Origin of the sequence: Ideonella oryzae (genome assembly GCF_024055665.1) — a bacterium.
In the GTDB taxonomy this organism is placed as follows: Bacteria; Pseudomonadota; Gammaproteobacteria; order Burkholderiales; family Burkholderiaceae_C; genus Ideonella; species Ideonella oryzae.
The window spans coordinates 140924-159858 of the sequence record NZ_JAMXMC010000001.1 but is presented as its reverse complement, the minus strand read 5'-3'; the positions used below and the strand labels follow the sequence as shown (position 1 = coordinate 159858).

General features: G+C 65.3%; 17 protein-coding genes. 7 read left to right on the top strand and 10 right to left on the bottom strand.

Annotated features, from left to right (window positions below; translation table 11 throughout):
* Positions 1-9: 9 nt before the first annotated feature.
* The 6 genes from M0L44_RS00790 to M0L44_RS00765 are packed head-to-tail and all read right to left on the bottom strand — an operon-like array spanning position 10 to position 5161.
* Positions 10-1011, bottom strand: a complete 1002-nt coding sequence (locus M0L44_RS00790) for an NADP-dependent oxidoreductase (protein ID WP_252767707.1) — start codon at positions 1009-1011, stop codon at positions 10-12.
* Between the two features lie 57 nt (positions 1012-1068).
* A complete protein-coding gene (locus tag M0L44_RS00785; protein ID WP_252767706.1) occupies positions 1069-2316 on the bottom strand; it encodes an NADH:flavin oxidoreductase/NADH oxidase family protein in 1248 nt (415 codons plus the stop codon).
* An 8-nt stretch (positions 2317-2324) separates the two neighbouring features.
* The gene (locus M0L44_RS00780; RefSeq protein WP_252767705.1) at positions 2325-2465 is read right to left on the bottom strand and encodes a hypothetical protein; all 141 of its coding nucleotides are present in this window, start codon (positions 2463-2465) and stop codon (positions 2325-2327) included.
* A gap of 49 nt (positions 2466-2514) precedes the next feature.
* Positions 2515-3360 (bottom strand): alpha/beta fold hydrolase, encoded by an 846-nt coding sequence (locus M0L44_RS00775; protein WP_252767704.1) that lies wholly within the window; start codon positions 3358-3360, stop codon positions 2515-2517.
* Between the two features lie 14 nt (positions 3361-3374).
* A complete protein-coding gene (locus tag M0L44_RS00770) occupies positions 3375-4340 on the bottom strand; it encodes an alpha/beta fold hydrolase (RefSeq protein ID WP_252767703.1) in 966 nt (321 codons plus the stop codon).
* Between the two features lie 32 nt (positions 4341-4372).
* Entirely contained in the window at positions 4373-5161 is a 789-nt protein-coding gene (locus tag M0L44_RS00765) for an SDR family NAD(P)-dependent oxidoreductase (RefSeq protein ID WP_252767702.1), read from the bottom strand.
* Positions 5162-5354: 193 nt separating this feature from the next.
* On the opposite strand from M0L44_RS00765, the gene M0L44_RS00760 reads away from it, so the two are divergent.
* On the top strand, positions 5355-5963 hold the full coding sequence (locus M0L44_RS00760; protein WP_252767701.1) for a TetR/AcrR family transcriptional regulator: 609 nt from the start codon (positions 5355-5357) through the stop codon (positions 5961-5963).
* A 1256-nt stretch (positions 5964-7219) separates the two neighbouring features.
* Here the strand turns inward: M0L44_RS00760 and M0L44_RS00755 are convergent.
* Together M0L44_RS00755 and M0L44_RS00750 are read right to left on the bottom strand one after the other, a co-directional pair.
* Entirely contained in the window at positions 7220-8254 is a 1035-nt protein-coding gene (locus M0L44_RS00755; protein ID WP_252767700.1) for a ParB/RepB/Spo0J family partition protein, read from the bottom strand.
* On the bottom strand, positions 8251-9501 hold the full coding sequence (locus M0L44_RS00750; protein WP_252767699.1) for an AAA family ATPase: 1251 nt from the start codon (positions 9499-9501) through the stop codon (positions 8251-8253). The genes M0L44_RS00755 and M0L44_RS00750 overlap by 4 nt, the downstream gene beginning before the upstream one ends.
* An 861-nt stretch (positions 9502-10362) precedes the next feature.
* Between M0L44_RS00750 and M0L44_RS00745 the strand changes: the two genes are divergently transcribed.
* Positions 10363-11805, top strand: a complete 1443-nt coding sequence (locus M0L44_RS00745) for a replication initiation protein (protein WP_252767698.1) — start codon at positions 10363-10365, stop codon at positions 11803-11805.
* A 6-nt stretch (positions 11806-11811) separates the two neighbouring features.
* On the opposite strand, the gene M0L44_RS00740 is transcribed toward M0L44_RS00745, so the two are convergent.
* Positions 11812-12693, bottom strand: coding sequence for a LysR family transcriptional regulator (locus M0L44_RS00740; RefSeq protein ID WP_252767697.1), 882 nt, complete (start codon positions 12691-12693; stop codon positions 11812-11814).
* A gap of 130 nt (positions 12694-12823) precedes the next feature.
* Between M0L44_RS00740 and M0L44_RS00735 the strand changes: the two genes are divergently transcribed.
* The 5 genes from M0L44_RS00735 (at position 12824) to M0L44_RS00715 (ending at position 17112) form a co-directional block, all read left to right on the top strand.
* Positions 12824-14065 carry an acyl-CoA dehydrogenase family protein gene (locus M0L44_RS00735; RefSeq protein WP_252767696.1) on the top strand — a complete coding sequence of 414 codons (1242 nt, stop codon included), beginning with the start codon at positions 12824-12826 and terminating at the stop codon, positions 14063-14065.
* Complete coding sequence (locus tag M0L44_RS00730) at positions 14062-14889, top strand: SDR family oxidoreductase (RefSeq protein ID WP_252767695.1); 828 nt, start codon at positions 14062-14064, stop codon at positions 14887-14889. The genes M0L44_RS00735 and M0L44_RS00730 overlap by 4 nt, the downstream gene beginning before the upstream one ends.
* On the top strand, positions 14886-15953 hold the full coding sequence (locus tag M0L44_RS00725) for a phosphotransferase family protein (RefSeq protein WP_252767694.1): 1068 nt from the start codon (positions 14886-14888) through the stop codon (positions 15951-15953). Before M0L44_RS00730 ends, M0L44_RS00725 begins: the two co-directional genes overlap by 4 nt.
* Before the next feature lies 1 nt (position 15954).
* Complete coding sequence (locus M0L44_RS00720; protein WP_252767693.1) at positions 15955-16647, top strand: histidine phosphatase family protein; 693 nt, start codon at positions 15955-15957, stop codon at positions 16645-16647.
* A gap of 81 nt (positions 16648-16728) precedes the next feature.
* A complete protein-coding gene (locus M0L44_RS00715) occupies positions 16729-17112 on the top strand; it encodes an HU family DNA-binding protein (RefSeq protein WP_252767692.1) in 384 nt (127 codons plus the stop codon).
* 83 nt (positions 17113-17195) lie between these two features.
* Here M0L44_RS00715 and M0L44_RS00710 read toward each other — a convergent pair whose 3' ends face one another.
* Complete coding sequence (locus M0L44_RS00710; RefSeq protein ID WP_252767691.1) at positions 17196-18914, bottom strand: cache domain-containing sensor histidine kinase; 1719 nt, start codon at positions 18912-18914, stop codon at positions 17196-17198.
* Positions 18915-18935 lie beyond the last annotated feature (21 nt).

Sequence of the window (18935 nt, the reverse complement as noted above, 5' to 3'; positions counted from 1 at the left end):
GCGGCAGCCTCACTGGATCCGAACGACAACCTTTCCTTTAGAGCGACCGAGCGCCAGGTAGTCAAGGGCTTGCTTGGCTTGGTCGAACTGGAACACCTTGTCGATGACCGGCCGGATTCGTTCCGTCTCGAGCAGTTCGCCAATCTCGGCGAGCTGCTGTCCATCGGGCCGCACGAACAGGAAGGCGTAGTTCACGCCCTTCTTGCCGGCCAGCTTCATCAGCTTGCGGCTCATCAGGCCGAACACGAACTTCAGGATGAAGTTGAGCTTCTTCGCCTCTGCAAACGCGGCATCCAGGGGGCCGATGAGCGAGACGATCCGGCTTCCTGGCTTCAGGATGGCCAGCGACTTTTCGAGGGCGTCGCCCCTCACCGTGCCAAGGACTGCGTCATAGTCGCGCAGAACCTGCTGGAACTCCTGCTTCTTGTAATCGACGATTTCGTCGGCACCCAGGCCGCGCACGAGTTCGACATTTCCCGTGCTGACCGTCGTCCCCACCGTGGCGCCAAGCTGGTGGGCCAGCTGGATGGCGAACGTGCCAATGCCGCCGGAACCCGCGGGAATGAACACCTTCTGACCGCGGCGCAAGTTCATGCGCTCTTTCAGGGCCTGCCATGAGGTGAGCCCGACCATCGGGATCGACGCGGCCTGTACAAAGTCCAGGTTGGATGGCTTCAAGGCGGCCGCGCTCTCCGGAACCGCGACAAGCTCGGCCAGCGACCCCCTGCCCAGGTCAAAGACGCTCGCGAAGACCTCGTCACCGGGCTTGAAGCGGGTGACGCGGCTGCCGACTTCGATCACCACGCCGGCCAGGTCGCTGCCGAGGACCGCCGGCAGCTTGAAATGCAGCACCGGCTTGAAGGTGCCCACCGGGACCATGTTGTCGATGGGGTTCAGGCCTGCCGCGTGAACCTGGACCAGCAGTTCATCGGGTTGCAGCGTCGGTCGATCCACATTGGAAAACCCGATGTCGGGCGACTTGCCGTAGCGTTTGAAGGTGAGTGCTTTCATGATTTCTCTCTTGTTCCAGGGGATCCCTGGGGGAGTTGTGTTGGCCTGCCGGTTCACTCAGGTGCGCGCACGCAAGCGCTTGGTCCGGAAAGTGCCCCAGCCGCTGGCGACGAGCGATTTCAGAAACGCCGCGAGACCACTCTCGTCAGGCCGAGGTGCGCCTCCCTTGCCGATGCGCCGGAGTTGCCGCGTGTACCAGACGATCTCCATGAGTCCCATGCGGTCCACGGCCTTGAGCCCCGAGCTGATCGGGCGGACCTGCTGCGCACTGTCCCGCCCCTGCAGCAGGGCGGCCGGTGCATCCGGGTCGATGGCCAGCAGCCGGGCCACACCCACAACGTCCAGCGCACCGCTGCGCAGGGCGGCGTTCATGCCGGCGGCCGTGCGGAAGCCGCCAGTGACCATGAGCGGCACCTGGGTGGCGCGACGGGCCTTCTCGGCGAAATCGAGGAAGTAGGCCTCCCGGGCGGCAGTGGAGGCCTTCTTTGTCTCCTGCATGATGCCGCTCATGGCGGGGGCCTCGTAGGTACCGCCGGAGATTTCGATCAGGTCGATGCCCGCGTCGGCCAGCGCGCGAATCGTGTCGAGCGATTCCTGCTCGGTGAAGCCACCGCGCTGGAAGTCGGCCGAGTTCAGCTTGATGCCCACCGGAAAGCCACTTCCGACCCGGCGGATCTCGGCGTAGACGGCCAGCACGAAGCGACGGCGCTTCTCGGGCGTTCCGCCCCATTCGTCGTCCCGGCGGTTGTGATGGGGCGACAGGAACTGGTTGATCAGGTAGCCGTGCGCCGCGTGGATCTGCACGCCGCTGAAGCCGGCCTGTTTGCAGACGGCCGCAGCACGCCCGAAGCGCGCGATGATGTCCTGGATCTCTGCGGTCGTGGCCTCGCGGGGCGTGTCGAAGAATGCCGCCATGTCCTCGCGGAACGGCACGGCAGAGGGGGCGAGATTGACCGCGTTCAAGCCCTTGGGTGACTGCTTGCCCGGATGGTTGAGCTGAACCCACAGCGCCGATCCCTGCGCGGTGCCCGCCTCGGCCCACTGCTTCAGGACAGGCAGGTCGGACTCGTCCTCGATGACGACGTTGCCCGGTTCTCCCAATGCGCGCCGATCGATCATCACGTTGCCCGTGACGATCAGACCCAGTCCGCTGACCCCCCAGCGGCGATACAGCTGCACGAGTGCTTGAGTCGGACGGTTGCCGTAGGTGGCCAGCGCTTCGCTCATGGCCGCCTTCGCAAGGCGGTTGCGCAAGACACTGCCATTGGGCAGCCGCAGGGGTTGGTTCAGCAGGTTGGCTTCCATGGGCTACCTCAGAAGGCCGTACGGTCGTAGGGGGAGACGCGCTTGGAGGGCTGAAGGTTCGCGACGTAGCGCGCGCAGTCGGCATTGCTGCGGATCTTGCGCTTGAGGATCTGGGCAAACGCCCACAGCAGGAACTTGAACTTCAGCATGACGGGAACCTGTGGAAGCTTTGGAAGGCGGGCTGAGCGACAGGGCTCGTCACTCGCCGAGAAACTGGACCGCGTGGCGCAGGAACCGCTGCGGACACTGGAACTGAGCGCCGTGCCCCGCATCGGGGTAGATGAACAGCTGGGCGTTCGGCAGGTTGCGGGCCATGTAGAACGAATTGACGGTCGGCACCATCACGTCGTGCACGCCGTTGAGGATGAACGTGGGCTGCGTGATGTCACGCAGATAGGCAAAGGGATCGTCTTCCTGCAACCTCGGCAGGTAGTGCATGTTGGCCTCGATCTGTGCCTTCGCGGCCTCGGCAGAGGAGGGGGGATCCTGGTCCGCACGCTGGTGCCGGCGCGCCCAGAACTCCCGTGCCGCCTGTTGTGCCTGTGGCGAACGTCCGAAGAACAGATACATGAAATCTTCGAGGACGGGGACTGGGTTGACGGCCGTCTCCAACACCCGGGCCTCCATGTCCGGGTCGCCCCCTCGGGGGCCGGTGCCCAGCAACATCAGTTTGCGCACCAGCTTCGGATGGCGCCAGGTCAGATCGAGCGCCTGGAAGCCGCCCAGAGAAAAGCCCAGCACATCCATCTGGGTCAGGCCCAGCGAGCGGGCGAAGGCGGCCGCGTCGTCGACCATGTCCTCAATGCGGGTGCGTGGCACCCCGCCAGAGGAGGAGACACCACGACCATTGAAGAGGATCACCTCTCTGCCTTCAGCCAGGCCATCGGTCATCAACGGATCCCAGTGGTCCATGCCGCCACGGAAGTGCTGCAACATCAGCAGCGGCGGCTGGCCCGTGGTGGCATTGCCCCAGCGCCGATAGGCGAGCTGCGCGCCATCGACGTTCAGGAATTGGGTGGGGGCGGTGAGATGGGTGTGACTCATGAGGGGCCTCGATCTCAGTGGGACAGGAAGGCCAGTGCCTTGGGGACGAAGTCCTCGTGAAACTGGAAGATGCTGCCGTGACCTGCATCCGGGTAGATGACCAACTGGGCATTGGGCAGACGCTTGGCGAGGTCGTAGGAGTTGAGGGTCGGCACCATCCGGTCATCGTCGCCATTGGCCACGAGCACTGGCTGCTTGATGAGGGAGAGATCCGCCGCTGGCTTTTGCCCCCATGCGCTCAACGCCTGCAACTGCGACACGTAGGCCCAGACGGCGATCTCGGTATCTCGGTCGTCCGTGCGTTCCTGCAGTCGCTTCAGAAACGCTTGACCGGCCGCGATTCCATTCGGGGTGCGGGTGAAGAACAGGTATTGCTTGGGGTCCTGGCCGGTCAGCTTCGCGCGGATCAAATCGAAGTTCGCCACACCTGCCACGGTACTGATGCCCTCGCCCCCGGCAGGGCCTGTCCCGGCAAGGATCATCTTGCGAACCAGTTGCGGCTCCTTCTGCACGATCTCCTGCGCGATCATTCCCCCCATGGAGAAGCCGAAGAGGTCGACCTGCGTGAAGCCCTTGGCGTGCATGAAGCTGATGGCATCGCCAGCCATCTGCTCGATGGTGTTGGCCGGCCAACCGGTGGACGAGCCCACGCCACGGTTGTCGAACGCGATCACGTGATGTGTCGTGGCAAGCCCGTCCACGATGCGCGGATCCCAGTTGTCCAGCACCGCAGCGAGGTGGGCGAGAAGGACCACAGGGGGGCCATCATTCTGCTGCCCGAGTTCGCGGTAGGAAAAGCTCACATCGCCAACCGCGATGCGTTGGGTCGGCACGTTCTTCCACGTCAACGCTTGAGCTTGCTGACTGTGCTCGCCAGTCTCGCTGACGGAAGACACGTCCCTCGCCAGGACGCTCGGAGATGTCAAGACACCGAGCAGCGCGAACGCGCAGAAGACGGACCTGATGAGGGCGATGGGCATGGTGGAATTCCGAGTGACGAGGAAGGGACCGTTCAGGCTTGGTGCCGATAGCGATCGGCTGCATGGGCTTGCCGAACATCAGACAGCAGCCCTTGACGTGCGCCGTCAAGCACATCCCAGCGCTCGGCCACATGGAGCGGGGGAATCGTGACGAGCTCTCGGCGGTCGTAGCCGACCAAAGCGGCATCGACCAACTCTTCAACGTCCATGACTTCGGGGAGGATGTTGACGTCGATGCCGGCGCGCTCCCAAATCTCCGTGCGCGTCGCCGCCGGCAGCACGGCCTGCACATAGATGCCTTTGGGCGAGAGCTCAAGATGGAGCCCCTGCGACAGGAACAAGACGAAGGCCTTGGTCGCACCGTAGATCGACATGCCGAGTTCAGGCGCGAGCCCCACCACTGAACTGATGTTCACGATGGTGCCCGCCCCGACTTGGACGAGCCGCGGAGCGATCGCCGCAGCCAGCCGTGTCAGTGCCGTGGCATTGAGGGCAATCAGCGCATCGATGCTTACCGCACTCTGTTGGAGGAAGTCCCCGGATTGCGCGATGCCGGCGTTGTTGACGAGGATCTGGATGCGGGTGTCGTCGCGCAGCCGCGCCTCCACGGTCGCGAGGTCGGACTGCGCAGTCAGATCGGCTTGAAGCACATTGACCTCGACGCCATAGGTTTCCCGCAGACGTGCAGCGGAGGCATCAAGGCGGGCTTTGTCGCGCGCCACTAGCACGAGCTCATGGCCACGCCGGGCGAGGCGGTCCGCGTAGACGGCACCGATGCCGCTGGATGCCCCGGTGATGAGAACTGCAGGCAGGCTTGTCATGGCTGAGCTTTCCTTGGTTGTGCACGCCGTTTGCCGAAGCTGGCCGGCGCAATGCGCCTTGCAGTGAGCAGGCGCCTGGTTGAAGCAGGCCATATGATGACGGTCATCATCTTTAAAGTCAATGTTTTGATTATGCTTGACATCAATATACAATTGGCGAGCACCCCAAGCGTGAAATCCACCACGAGAACGCATGAAAGTCAGCAAGGCACAGGCACAGGCGAACCGCGCCCATGTGGTCGAGACAGCTTCCCAGCTGTTTCGAGAGCGTGGCTTCGACGGCGTCGGCGTGGCCGATTTGATGGCCGCGGCCGGTTTCACCCACGGTGGCTTCTACAAGCAGTTCGGCTCCAAAGCCGATCTGATTGCGGAGTCGACGGCATGCGGCATCGGTCAGACGATTGCGTTGGCCGATGGGGTGGATCCGAAGGAGTTCGTGAAGCAGTACCTCTCACGGGCGCATCGTGACCACCGTGCCGTCGGGTGCACGATGGCCGCATTGGGTGGCGATGCTGCGCGGCAGCCTGAATCCGTCCGTGCAGCCTTCGCTGACGGCATCGAGAATCTGGTCGCCGACCTGAGCCAACAGAGCAGTTCTCCCGGCACGGATCCTGATCAGGCGCGGGCGAGAATCCTGGATACGCTGGCGCATGCCGTGGGCGCCATCGTCCTGTCCAGAGCCTGCCCCGACGACTCTCCTCTGGCCGAGGAGATCCTCGTGGTCTGTCGCGAAGCCATCCTGGGATCGATGGCACCACGGACAACGGCCACGGCGCCCGGGCGCCGGCGCAGAGCCGGCTAGGTATTGTCAGAACGCCCCCCGGCTCATGCAGCCCGGGGGGGCTTCACATCGGCTTGGAAGCTGCGACCACGTGCTCCGCCAAAGCCGCGGTGGGAATGTTGGCCAAGGCCTCCATGACGTTGCTCTGAGCAACCCCCCCGGTGTGCCCGGCCAGCCACTGCGCCGCTTGGTTGGCCACTTCGATGTAGGTAGATGGGCTTGGGCTTGTCACAGTCCTGCTCGGTGACGATGCGCTCTCCGTCGGCCAGCCAACGGAGAGCGCGATGAAAGCCGATGCGAGGTAGTCGTTGAGTTGGCTGGTCGAGCGCTTGCATCAGCGTGTCGAGCAACTCCTCGGACTAGTTAACTAAGATTATCGTAATAATCTTAGTATTAAAAATAATCTTCAAATCTTGTTAAAAGTGGCCGATCGCCCAAAAGCTCTGACACATCAATGACTTAGAGAGCACACGCCTGGCCCCGGTCAGCATTCGCCTTGCCCAAACGGTGGTGACGCGTCGCAGCCCTGCTGCGCCGCAAGGCCCACCCCGTTGAGCGCTGAGGCAATGCTCTTGGCGGCGCAGCGCCTGTACCTGTCTCCTGGCAGATCAAGCTGAGGGCGGTGGTACCGCAGCCAGCCGAGTTCCAAACCTGTGAGTGCACATGGGTCATGCCGCTGATCATGCAAGCCGCGACACGGATGCAAGGCTCCTGCAGCCTCACGAATCCGTGGCTTCATATCCCCATGGCCCACGAATGAGGCACGAGAAGACGCCTCGGCCTCATCGCCCGGCGCCGGCATCGGGCGATGCAAGGCAAACCCGTCAAGATGGCCAACAGCACGCCGTCGACCGACGCGCACATTCAGCAACCAACTGATCGACGGGGACTGATCCAGCCAGAGACCCCAATGACAGGGCCTGAGCACGTGGCTCGCAACCGGCCCGAGGACATCGGCAAGATCCGAGCGCGCGCCACCCCCCCGCCTCGGATCCGTTTCAGCGAAAGCGCGCCGGCGCCGAAGGCAGGGGCGATTGCCGCAAGGCTGTGCGCCACAGCATCTGACTCGCGGAGTTTCGCAAAGGACGCGCACGCGCCTCGCGGCGTGCCTTGCCCTCCCCCACCCTTCATCCCTCTGCCAGACTTCCTCCCGATCGCCCCCAACTCTGCTGGCCCGTTCGGCTCGCCAGGCGAGCGGACAATTGCTGCCGAACGTGTGCAAAAAAAGAAGGGGCCGAGGCCCCTTCCCTTTTTCCTTTGCGCGGCGCCGCGAATGCTCAGGCCTTCACAAAGCCATCCAACCAGCCCAGCAACTGCTGATAGCGCTCTGGCGTGATCGCACCGGGCTCCAGCTTGACGGTCACCCGACCCTTTGCATCCGACTGCACGGTCGCGGCCAGCTTTCCCTGCCGGAGCAGTCGGTGGGAAGACACCTCCACGCGATCGCGTGCGCCCTCGCCCTCTTCCGGCTTGCAAAGCCTGTCGAACACCTGGACGGGCGCAAGCACCCTGCCCTCTTCCTTGATGCGCTTAGCGCGCTGCAGAACCCCATCCGGATCCTTCTGAAGTGCCTCGGCTAACGGTTGCGCCCAACGGAACTGGATGTCCAGCGGAGAGGGAAAGGCAGCCACCACCGCTTCAGGAAGGCGCGCCAGCGACACGCTCTTGGACACCAGCGAGACGTCCACCTTCACGGATTCCGCGAGCTTGCGCAGCGAGGGATACAAGCCCTCATCCAGGGCCTTGCGGTACATGCACCCCTGCTCCCAGGCGCTGAGATTCTTCCGTCCGCGGTTCTCCCGCTCCATGGCCTCGAAGAGTTCCTGATCCGAGGCATCTTCCACCAACGCGCGCACGGGGATGCCAAGTTCCAGACAGGCCCGGTGCCGCCGATGCCCGAACACGATCTCGTACTCAACCGGCCCCGTTGAACCGTTCAACACCCCCGCAAGAGGGCGAACACGAACTGGCTGCACATTGCCACCTGCCGACTCGATCTCAGCCTTCAGCTCTGCGAAATCGGCATTTTCGAACGACGCATCGTGACGATTGGCCCACTTGGATGGCCGGATCGACCGGGGATCCAATTGCCGCACAGGGCTGGCACCGTCGAATGCCTTGAGGCGCTCCTTGAGATCCTCTGCCTCCTTGATCGCCGCACTTTGCGAAGACATGAATTGAAGCATCGACCCCGGCGCCGTCTTAGGTCTGGCAGGCTCCGGGGTTGGCTCTGCAGCCGCGCGCTGAGAGGCCATCGGAGGCAGGTTCAGCGCCTGAATCAGGCCTGCCTTGGCTGCCAACTTCTTGCTCATCGCTTAGCTCCTTGCTTGGCGGCGGCTGTTGAACCGTTCAACACCCCTGCCCTGCCCTGCCCCGCGGTCACGGCCTGCTTGGCCCATACCGACCGAATCGAACCATCAATGTGTCCGACAAAGGAATCGTACGCATCACGTGCGCGCTTAAAGGTGCGGGCCGATCCGTCGTACTTCGCCACGTCGTAGACGGTGCCAAACTCCGCCGCGGTCACACCGGTCACCGCGGTCTTGGGGATCTCCACCGGCAGCACCTTCTCTGCATAGGTCTGGCCGATCCACTGCCGGACGATGTTGCTGGCCGCATCGGTCGAATCCACCCGGGCCAGGAGAATGTGGATGAAGTCGAATTCCTTGGTCAGCCCCCGGTTGGTGAGCAGCTCCGCGGTCAGATCCGAAAAGAGACTCCAGAACTGCGAGGCGGAGGCGAAGTCCAGTGCGTTGGGCGGCAGTGGCATGATGATGCCGTTGGACGCCATGAAGGCATTGATCGTCGTGTAGGACAGGGCTGGAGGCGTGTCAATGATGATCACGTCATACTCGTCTCGAACATCGTCGATACCCAGATCCAGCACGCGCCAGAACTCGAATCCCGGCTCCTGGGTCTGCCGCGCGGGCAGCGCGAACTCCGCACCGAACAGCACCGGCGCGGCAGCAACCAGATCGATGCCTGTCCAATAGGTCGATCGAATGGCGTAGCGGATGGAGGTCTCTGTGCCCATGGCCAGGGGCAGGATGGTATCCCCCTCCTCCACCTCTGTGTCCGGAAGGATGCCGAACAACGTGGTCAAGGACCCTTGGGGGTCTGTGTCGATGACCAAAACCCGGTGACCCAGCAGCGAAAGCCCTTGGGCGAGTGTCACGGCGGTGGTCGTTTTGCTGACGCCCCCCTTGAAGTTACCGATGCTGATCGTGACCGCCTCGGCTCCGGGTGGACGCAGCCACTCCTTGCGGTATTCACGGATCCACGTCCGAGCCTCTTCCAGGCTGAACTCCCTTCGGCTGCCGGCCTCATTGAGCTTGCCTGCGGGCAGATCGCTCTTTCCCAGACGGTGACTCAAAGAGCCCTTCTCGATGCCACACAGCGCAGCAAGCTGGCTGAGATTGAAGATCGGCGGCAGCTTTCTGGCGGTGGGCGCCAGCATCGCCGTTCGGATCTGCGCCATCATGGCGACTGCGCGTTCGGCTTGATCAGCGATGTCAGCCAACGAAATGGGCGCTGGTGACTTGAAAGCAATGCGGTCCAATGAAATTCTCCTTCCCGACAGGTCGGAGCGACCTTAACGGTGATGTGCGTACAGGGCTCTATTCTGTCAAGGAACGCTCCCTGTGAAAAGGGAAGATCTTCGTCAAGCCAGTGTTGAACCGTTCAACACCCACCAATTTGACCAACTTCACGAGCGGCGTTCGCGTCGCCTTGCTTCTTCTCGGAGCAGAGTCTCCCTGGTGCTTTAAGGAACTTTGAATCCTTCAAACTCCTTTAATACCTTTAGCACTCGGATTCTTCATGCCTGACAGTGACTTAGGCTATCTTGTGTGAGTGGAATCGGGAAGGAGTGGAGCGTTTTCGGGATCGTGTGTGTGGGGATGCAGGACGCCGCGGCGACGCGACGGGATCTCTGGTGAGGGGACACGGGGAATGCCCGTGCGCCCATGCTTCGCCCCCTCTTCTCCACCGATTGACGGCTGGTGGACAACAGAAAGCCGTGCGGTGTCGCTACAGGTGAGACAAAACGGGAGGGCTGGGTTCGAGCGGTCTGAGGAGCGGCGCCGACGACGTCCTGACGGGGTGCCTGGCCCTGTCAGAAGGTGTGGGTGGACACGAGCCCATGGATGGTGGCGAAAGCAGCTCCCGAAAACTCTCCATGCTCACCCGACGAATCCCTGGCATCTGGGAATTGGGTGGAGACTATTCGGGAACTTCGGAGGAGCCGCCGGCTCCCCTGCCCTGCGCTTCTCCGGCTTCTCCCGAAGAGTCTCCGGGTGAGGCTCTTCAGGAACACGAATGCAGAGGCCCCCTCACCTTCCACGGGTCCGCCTGTCGTGATCGAGATCTCAGGGAAACACACGTGAAAAGAGCAACTCACATCTGAGGTAGAGTGGCGGCCATGCCGAGTCTGGAGCCCGACGCCCCTGTCTTTTCGGCCCCGGATGTGGGGCCCGCCGTATCCCCCCCGCGCCCGCTCAAGGCCCCGGTGGTAGGTGTGCAGCGCTCCCCTGCCCCGCTCAAGAAGCCGGTCAACACGCTGGCCATCGTGCCCAAGTCGGCCCGCATCACCTCGCTGGGCCGCAAGGCTTACAACGTGCTGCTGTACGAGGCCCAAGACCAGGGCTTGGACAAGGACGTGTTCAGGGTGCCGCTGGACCGTGTGGTTCGCGGTGTGGATTTCGATTCCAACGACCATGCCCTCATCAAGAAGCATCTGCGCGCCATGGTGTCGACCACGGTTGAGTGGCAGTCTCCCACCACCGGCGAAGGCGCGGCATGGAACGTCTCGGGCCTGTTGGCCCATGCCCGGCTGACCAAGGAGCGTGGGCAGGTCTGGGTGGAATGGTCCTATGCGGTGAACCTCAAGCAGGAGTTGCTGGAGCCCACCGTCTTCGCGCGCTTGAAGCTGGAAATCATCAGCCAGCTGCGTTCGCACGCCGGCATTGCGCTCTACGAGATCTGCACCCGCTACAAGGACATTGGCCGGACCTCCCGCCAGCCTTGGCGCTGGTGGCATCCGGTGCTCAGCGGCCAGCCGGCCTCTGACCGCACGGCCAAGCTGGAATACCGCATCTTCAAGCGTGACACGCTCAAGCCGGCGATGGCCGAGGTGAGTGCCGTGACGGACCTGGAGGTGGAACTGCAGGAGCACAAGGAAGGGCGCTTCATCAGCGAGATCCAGTTCCTGATCCGGCCGAAGTCCCAGACCCCGCTGGCCCTGAAGCAGCCGCCCGAGCCGATCGACCTCAGCCTGGTGGCGCGCGCGCGCGATCTGGGCGTGGACGAAGACAAGGCCGAAGATCTTCTGCAGGAATTCGGAGGCCAGGCCATGGCGGCTGCGCTGGAAATCCTGGCGCAGCGGGCGGCCTCGTCCTTTCCCCAGCCGTTGAAAGACCCTTACCGGTATCTGCGCGCACTGATGCCTGGCCAGGTGCCGCCCAAGCCGGAACCCGAAGGTGCCGGGCAGGCCGTGCTTCCCGCGACAGGCAGCGGCACCGCCGAGGCCCGCGGACCCGACAGCAGCCGGGACGCCCAGGCCAAACGCCAGACCCGCTGGACCGAGGAATGGATCCGGCGGCGGCGAGAGCAGGTGGTCGAGCAGATTGCAGCCATGTCGCCGGAAGGGCAGGGGACGCTGTCGGCCGACCTGCTGGCTGACATGGAGCGCCGCCAGGTGCATCCGTCGATCCGCAAGCGCCTGCAGACCAGTGGCTGGCAGCACCCGATGGTGCTGCCCGAGATGGTGCGCTACTACGCGGTCGGCAGCCTGGGCGAGCAATGGGACAAGCCCACACCCCAGCAACTGCTGCAGATTGCCGCCGAGCTGGGCGACGCCAGCTGACCTGACTCAGCGGGCCAGCGCGCGGACGCGGGCCCGCAGCCAGTCGTTGGCCGGGTCACCCTCCCGGTGGGCGTGCCAGTAGACGTGCAGCTGCACGGCAGGCAGCTCGAACGGCACGGGCCAGCGCCGCAGCCGCAGCTGCGGATCAATTTCCTCGGCCAGGCGGCCCGGCACGGTCAGCAGCAGGTCCGAGTCGGTGATCAGCCGCAGGGCGGTCGTGTAGTTCTGGCAGCGCACGGCCACTTCGCGCTGCCAGCCCATCTGGGCCAGGGTGGCATCCTCGATCACCACGCCGGTGGCGCGGGTGGACACCGCCACATGGCGCGCGGCCAGGTAATCGGGCAGGGCAGGGGGCGCCTGCAGCGGATGCCCCCGGCGGGCCAGCAGGCAGAAGGCGTCGCTCAACAGGCGGGCATGCCGCACCGGCTCCACCATCGGCTGCGCCACATCGATGGCCAGATCCAGCTGACCCGCCGCCAGCTGGCGGCCCAGACCGGCACGATCGAAGTGTGCGCTCACAATTGAACAAAGCGGCGCCGTTGCCAAGAGAGCCTGCTGCAGCGCGGGCAACAGCATCAGCTCGACCGCGTCGGGCATGCCAATGCGAAAGCGCTGTCGCGATTGGGCGGCATCGAAGCGACCCCATTGCTGCAGCAACTGCCGCAACTGAGCCAGTTGGGCAATGAGGGCTGGAGCCTGGCGCAGACAGGCGGGGGTGGGGCGCATCAGCTTGCCGTCGCGCACGAACAGCGGGTCTCCCAGCTGCTCGCGCAGCCGGCGCAGCGCGTGGCTCACCGCCGAGGGCGTCAGGGCCAGGGCCTCGGCCGCGCGGGTCAGGTGTTGTTCGCGGTAAACCGTTTCAAACACCCGCAGCAGGTTGAGGTCCATGGCCTCGCGTGGTCGCTGAATTTCATTCACTTTGAGAGCTTAAAACAAATCACTTCATTCACAGTATGACGTGCTCCTACCATCGCGGCACCCCAGGGCCCCACGCCCCAAGAACTGCGAGGAGACACGCATGGACTTTGCACCCAGCCCCCGTGGGCAGGAGATGCTCGAGCGCCTGCAGGCCTTCATGGCCGAGCATGTGATCCCGGCCGAGGCCGCTTACCGCGAGGCCAACCACCGCCTGAACGCTGACAGCGACTGGACGCACTGGCAGACCGTGCCGCTGGTCGAAGAGCTCAAGAACAAGGCCCGGGCCGCCGGCCTGTGGAACCTCTTCCTGCCCGATCCTGCCTTGGGAGCGGGCCTCAAGACGGTCGAGTACGCGCCGCTGGCCGAGGCCATGGGCCGCTGCGAGTTCGCCGCCGAGGTCTTCAATTGCAACGCCCCCGACACCGGCAACATGGAGGTGCTGTACCACTATGGCAGTCCGACCCAGAAGGACCGCTGGCTGATGCCGCTGCTGCGGGGCGAGATCCGCTCGGTGTTCTGCATGACCGAGCCGGGGGTGGCTTCCTCGGACGCCACCAACATGCAGGCCACGGTGCGGGAGGAGGGCGACGCCCTGGTGCTCACCGGTCGCAAGTGGTGGTCCACCGGCCTGGGCCACCCGCGCGCCCAGGTGGCCATCTTCATGGGCTTGTCCGATGAACAGGCGCCCGACGCCCACCACCGCCACAGCATGGTGCTGGTGCCTCTGGACACACCGGGAGTGAAGATTCTGCGCATGCTGCCGGCCGCGGGCCAATACGACCCACCCTATGGCCATGGTGAGGTGCAGTTTGACCAGGTGCGTGTGCCCAAGGAGAACCTGATCCTCGGCCACGGCCGGGGCTTCGAGATCGCGCAAGGCCGCCTCGGTCCCGGGCGCATCCACCACTGCATGCGGGCCATCGGCGCGGCCGAGTACGCGCTGGAGCTGATGGTGGCGCGCGGCTTGTCACGCACCGCCTTCGGCAAGCCGCTGCTGAAGCTGGGCGGCAACCTGGAGAAGCTGGCCCATGCCCGCATGGCCATCGACCAGGCGCGGCTGCTCACGCTGTACGCCGCCTGGAAGATCGACACCGTGGGCGTGCGCCACGCCATGACCGAGATCTCGGCCATCAAGGTGGTGGCGCCCAACGTGCTGCAGTCGGTGGTGGACCAGGCCATCCAGATCCACGGCGGCTGTGGGCTTTCCGACGATGTGCCGCTGTCCGGCCTGCACCTGATGGCCCGGGCCCTGCGCCTGGCCGACGGGCCCGACGAGGTGCATTGCGCGATGGTGGCGCGGCAGGAGCTGCGGCGCTTCCAGCGTCGGCAGGAGGCCGCATGAGCCGGCGCGTCTTCATCACCGGGGGAGCCTCGGGCCTGGGCCGTGCGCTGGCCGAGTGCTTTGCGAAAGAGGGCGCTTCGGTGTGCCTCGGCGATGTGGACGATGCGCAGGGCGTCCAGGCCGTGGAAGCCCTGGCCCACCATGGTTGGCCAGGGCACTACCTGCACTGTGACGTCACGCGCGAAGCCGATCTGCAGGCCGCGGCCGACTGGCTGCAGCAGGCCTGGGGCGGGGTGGATGTGGTGGTCAACAACGCCGGCGTGGCGCAGATGGGTGGCATTGCCGAGGTCACACTGGCCGACTGGCAATGGATCGTCGACATCAACCTGCTGGGCGTGGTGCGCGGTTGCAAGGTCTTCACGCCTGTGTTCCGGCGACAAGGGGGCGGCTGCTTCCTGAACATCGCCTCGATGGCCGGCATGATCCATCTGCCGGAGGCCGCGGCCTACAACGCCACCAAGGCCGCCGTGCTGGCCCTGTCCGAAACGCTGCAGCTGGAACTTGAGCGCGACGCCATTCGGGTGGCGGTGGCCTGTCCGGCCTTCTTCCGCAGCGATCTGGCGCGCCACATGCGGGCGGCAACGCCGGACGCCGAGCGCACCACCCAGCGCCTGGTCGAGCGCTCCCGCATGGGCGCCGAGGAGGTGGCACGGCGCATCCACCAGGGTCTGAAAAATGGACAGGCTCATATCATGACCCACCGCGAGGGGCGGACGGCCTGGCGCCTCAAGCGCTGGTTGCCCTACGGCTGGTACCTGGCCACGCTGCGCCGGCGCATGGCCCAACTGCAGCTGCGCATGCAGCGACCGGCGAGGGCCGCATGAGCGCCGGGACCATCGACACCGCTGGCGCCGTGCGGCCCGGCGAGGAACTCGACGTGTCCGCGTTGGACGCCTGGCTGCGGCAGCACCTGCCGGGTCTGCAAGGCCAGCCGGAGGTCACTCAGTACAGCGGGGGCGCCTCCAACTGGACCTACCGTGTGGCCTATGAGAACCAGGACCTGATCCTGCGCCGACCGCCGGCGGGCACCAAGGCCAAGTCAGCCCACGACATGGGGCGCGAGTACCGGCTGCAGGCCGCGTTGAAGCCCGTCTTTCCCTTTGTGCCGACGATGCGGGCGTACTGCGAGGACACCACCGTCATCGGCGCCGAGTTTTATGTGATGGACCGGCTCTCCGGCATCATCCTGCGGCGCAACCCGCCGCGGGGTTGGTCCCAGTCGCCCGAGCAGGTGCGGACCCTGTGCCTGAAGGTGCTGGACACGCTGATCGCCCTGCACCAGGTGGACCATCAGGCGGCCGGCCTGGCGCATCTGGGGGCAGGGCAGGGTTATGCCCGGCGGCAGATCGAGGGCTGGAGCCGGCGCTACCGCGATGCGCGCACCTGGAACGTGCCAGGTGGCGAACGCATCATGGCCTGGCTGATGGCGCACCTGCCGCGCACCGAGCGCATCTGCATCACCCACAACGACTTTCGCTTCGACAACCTGGTGCTGGATGCCGGGGACCCCACCCGCATCCTGGGTGTGCTGGACTGGGAACTGGCCACCCTGGGTGACCCGCTGATGGACCTGGGCAACCTGCTGGCCTACTGGGTCCAGGCCGATGACGACTTCCTGGCCCAGGCCACGCGCCGCCAGCCCACCCACCTGCCGGGCATGCTCAGCCGGCAGGAGGTGGTCGACTATTACGTCGGCAAGACCGGCTTCGTGCCCGAGAACTGGGCCTTCTACGAGGTCTATGGCCTGTTCCGCCTCTCGGCCATCGCCCAGCAGATCTACTACCGCTACCACCACCGGCAGACCCGCAACCCGGCCTTCAAGAACTTCTGGATCTTCGTGCACTACCTGCACTGGCGCTGCTGCCGGGCGATGAAAGCAGGGCGCTGAGGTGGGCACCATCTACCTGGTGCGCCATGGCCAGGCCAGCTTCGGCGCCGAGGACTACGACCGCCTGAGCGACCGGGGTGTGGCGCAGGCTCGCCGGCTGGGCCAGGCGCTGAAAGGCGCGGGCGTGTGCGGTGCGCGCGTGATCTGCGGCAGCTTGAGCCGGCACCGCGCCACGGCGATCCACTGCCTGTCCGGCGCGGGGGTGATCGCCGACCCAGACGTCCGGCCCGAATGGAACGAGTTCGACCACCTGGCGCTGCTGCGGGCGGCCTGGCCGGCCTATGGCGACATGACCCAGCTGCGGCAGGATCTGGCCGGGTCAGCCGCACCGCGCCAGCGCTTTCAGGAGATCTTCGAGACGGCCATGGCGCGCTGGGTGGACGGGGTGCACGACGCCGACTACCCGGAGACCTGGCCCGCGTTCCAGCAGCGCTGTCGCCAGGCCCTGGACCGCCTGTGCGAGGAGCTGCCCGCCCAAGAGGATGCGCTGGTGTTCACCTCCGGCGGGCCGATCGCCGTGATCGCGCAGACCTTGCTCGGTCTGCAGACGCCGGTGGCGCTGGGGCTCAATGCGGTGCTGGTCAACACCGGCGTGACCCAGCTGCAGGTGGGCCGGCGCGGGCCGCGGCTGACGGTGTTCAATGCCCACGAGCATCTGCGCCAGGTCGGGCGCGACTGGATCACACACCGTTGAGCGCGCAGCGCCTTCTGCCGCAGGCCAGAAGCGCGCGACAATCGCGGGGCGCCGGCATGTCGCCGGCGAAGAGAGACATCGATGAAGAAGAGCGAACTGATTGAACTGCTGGCCACCAAGGCCGAGGTGAGCAAGGCGGCCGCAGCCCGCATGCTGGAGACCCTGACTGTGACCGTGATGACCTCGGTCAAGAAGGGCGAGAGCTTCACGATCGCCGGCTTCGGCACCTTCAAGCAAGCCCAGCGCGCCGCGCGCAAGGGCCGCAACCCGGCCACCGGCGAAGCCATCAAGATCGGCGCCATGAAGACCGCCCGCTTCACGCCGGCCGCGGCTTTCAAGGCCGTGGTGGATCCGCGTACCGCGGCCAAGAAGGCTGCCAAGAAGGCCGAGGCCGCTCCGGCCAAGAAGGCTGTGAAGGCTGCTGCCAAGGCGCCCGCCAAGAAGGCTGTTGCCAAGAAGAAGTGATCTCGATGGTGAGCGCTTCGCGGCGTTCACCGGAGGAAAAAAAGGGCTGCCCGTGGCAGCCCTTTTTGCTGGGGTCCAAGCCCTCAGCCAGGATTCGTCGGCAGGCTCAGCGTGAAGCAGGCCCCTTCGCCGGGGCGCGAGACCAGGGTCAGGCTGCCCTTCATCAGCTCGGCCAGGCCGCGTGCCAGGGCCAGGCCCAGGCCCGTGCCACCGTGCTCGTAGCTGACCCGCGCATTGCCTTGGCGGAAGCGCTCGAAGACGGCCTCCTGCATCTCCAGCGGGATACCCGGTCCCGTGTCCTTGACGTGGAAGAGCACCTGGGCGTTGTCCTGTTCGACCAGAAGCTGGATCTGTCCTTCGGGTGTGAACTTCACGGCGTTGGACAGCAGGTTGTTGAGGATCTGCTTGAGCCGCAGGCCGTCGCAGCTCAGCTGCTCGGGCACGTTGTCGGCCACGTGGGCCTCCAGGTTCAGTCCCTTGGCCGCGGCGGCGATGGCGAAGAAGTTGGCCGTGCCATCGATCAGGGAGCGCAGCGCCACCGGCTCGGCGTTGAGCGGCATGGCGCCGGCTTCCAGCTTGGTGAAGTCGAGGATCTCGGTCAGCAGCTCGTTGAGGTGTTCGGCGCCCTTGCGGATCAGGCCAGCCTGCTCGCGGAACTTGGGCTGTTCCAGACGCAGCTCCATCAGCTCGGCAAAACCGCGGATGCTGGTCAGCGGTGTGCGCAGCTCGTGCGAGATGGCGGCCAGGAACTCACTCTTGGCCCGGCTGGCCGCCTGGGCTTGGGCCTCGCTCATCCGCAGCGCGTCGTTGGTGCGCTCCAACCGGCGCAAGCCGATCACGAAGCTCACCGTGGCCACCAGCACCACGCCGCTCAGCACGGCGGTCAGGGTCAACATCACCGAGCGTGTGTTGCGCCAGGCCGCCAGGGCGTCCTCCAGCGAGGTGCCGACCGTCACATCCAGCGGATAGTTGGCCACACGCCGGTACGCGGTCAGGCGGGTGAGGCCGTCGGTGCTGCTGGGTGCCAGGTAGCTGCCCGCGGCTTCGGCCAGGTGGCTTTGCATCGGGCTTTGGGTCAGCTGGGTACCCATGCCCTTGCTCTGACCGCCCATCACCCGCACGCGCAGATTGAGGTCCGCGCCGATCAGGGCCACGGCGCCCTGGGGGCCGACGTCCACACCGCGGTAGACATCCTCGAAGTAGCTGGGGTCGAGCGAGGCCACGACCACCCCGAGGGTGTGCCCCTGGGCATCGCTGATCCTGCGCGAGAGCTGGATGGTCCATTTTCCCGAGACCTTGCCCAGCACCGGCTTGCCGATGAACAGGCCCTCGCTGATGAGTTGCGGCATGTCCTTGGGCAGGGTGGCGGGATCCAGGTGAACCCGCACGTGCTCGCGGGTGGACAGGTCCACATGCTTGCTCTTGCTGCCGTCCGGATCGAGGTTGCTGCCGACGAAGCGCCCGCTGGCATCGATCAGCGAAAGCTGGGCCAGGATGCGCGGGGCCATCCCGGTTTCGTTGGCAAAGCGGACGAGGTCGGGGACCTGGTCGGGCTGTTCGACGACGGCGTCGCCCACGCGGCGGCAGGCCTGGTCCAGTGTGGCGATGACCCGCAGGGTCTGCTCGCCCAGCACATTGGCCACGTTGACGTTCTGGCGCCGTTCGGCCTCCAGCGCATCATTGTGCTTGGAGGCCAGCACGGCGATCACGGACAGCCAGACGATGACCAGCAGCAGGGCGGCGAAGGCGCCGGCCATCACGCTCAGGCGCAGGCGGCTTGACGGGGGAGTGCGGTGGGGCATGGCAGGACGGTGACGGAAGAA

Coding starts and splice junctions, on each gene's coding strand:
- M0L44_RS00745 (WP_252767698.1), top strand. CDS start 10,363: ATGCCGAGTCTGGAGCCCGACGCCCCTGTCTTTTCGGCCCCGGATGTG.
- M0L44_RS00780 (WP_252767705.1), bottom strand. CDS start 2,465: ATGCTGAAGTTCAAGTTCCTGCTGTGGGCGTTTGCCCAGATCCTCAAG.
- M0L44_RS00785 (WP_252767706.1), bottom strand. CDS start 2,316: ATGGAAGCCAACCTGCTGAACCAACCCCTGCGGCTGCCCAATGGCAGT.
- M0L44_RS00735 (WP_252767696.1), top strand. CDS start 12,824: ATGGACTTTGCACCCAGCCCCCGTGGGCAGGAGATGCTCGAGCGCCTG.
- M0L44_RS00775 (WP_252767704.1), bottom strand. CDS start 3,360: ATGAGTCACACCCATCTCACCGCCCCCACCCAATTCCTGAACGTCGAT.
- M0L44_RS00760 (WP_252767701.1), top strand. CDS start 5,355: ATGAAAGTCAGCAAGGCACAGGCACAGGCGAACCGCGCCCATGTGGTC.
- M0L44_RS00755 (WP_252767700.1), bottom strand. CDS start 8,254: ATGAGCAAGAAGTTGGCAGCCAAGGCAGGCCTGATTCAGGCGCTGAAC.
- M0L44_RS00740 (WP_252767697.1), bottom strand. CDS start 12,693: ATGGACCTCAACCTGCTGCGGGTGTTTGAAACGGTTTACCGCGAACAA.
- M0L44_RS00765 (WP_252767702.1), bottom strand. CDS start 5,161: ATGACAAGCCTGCCTGCAGTTCTCATCACCGGGGCATCCAGCGGCATC.
- M0L44_RS00730 (WP_252767695.1), top strand. CDS start 14,062: ATGAGCCGGCGCGTCTTCATCACCGGGGGAGCCTCGGGCCTGGGCCGT.
- M0L44_RS00710 (WP_252767691.1), bottom strand. CDS start 18,914: ATGCCCCACCGCACTCCCCCGTCAAGCCGCCTGCGCCTGAGCGTGATG.
- M0L44_RS00715 (WP_252767692.1), top strand. CDS start 16,729: ATGAAGAAGAGCGAACTGATTGAACTGCTGGCCACCAAGGCCGAGGTG.
- M0L44_RS00725 (WP_252767694.1), top strand. CDS start 14,886: ATGAGCGCCGGGACCATCGACACCGCTGGCGCCGTGCGGCCCGGCGAG.
- M0L44_RS00790 (WP_252767707.1), bottom strand. CDS start 1,011: ATGAAAGCACTCACCTTCAAACGCTACGGCAAGTCGCCCGACATCGGG.
- M0L44_RS00770 (WP_252767703.1), bottom strand. CDS start 4,340: ATGCCCATCGCCCTCATCAGGTCCGTCTTCTGCGCGTTCGCGCTGCTC.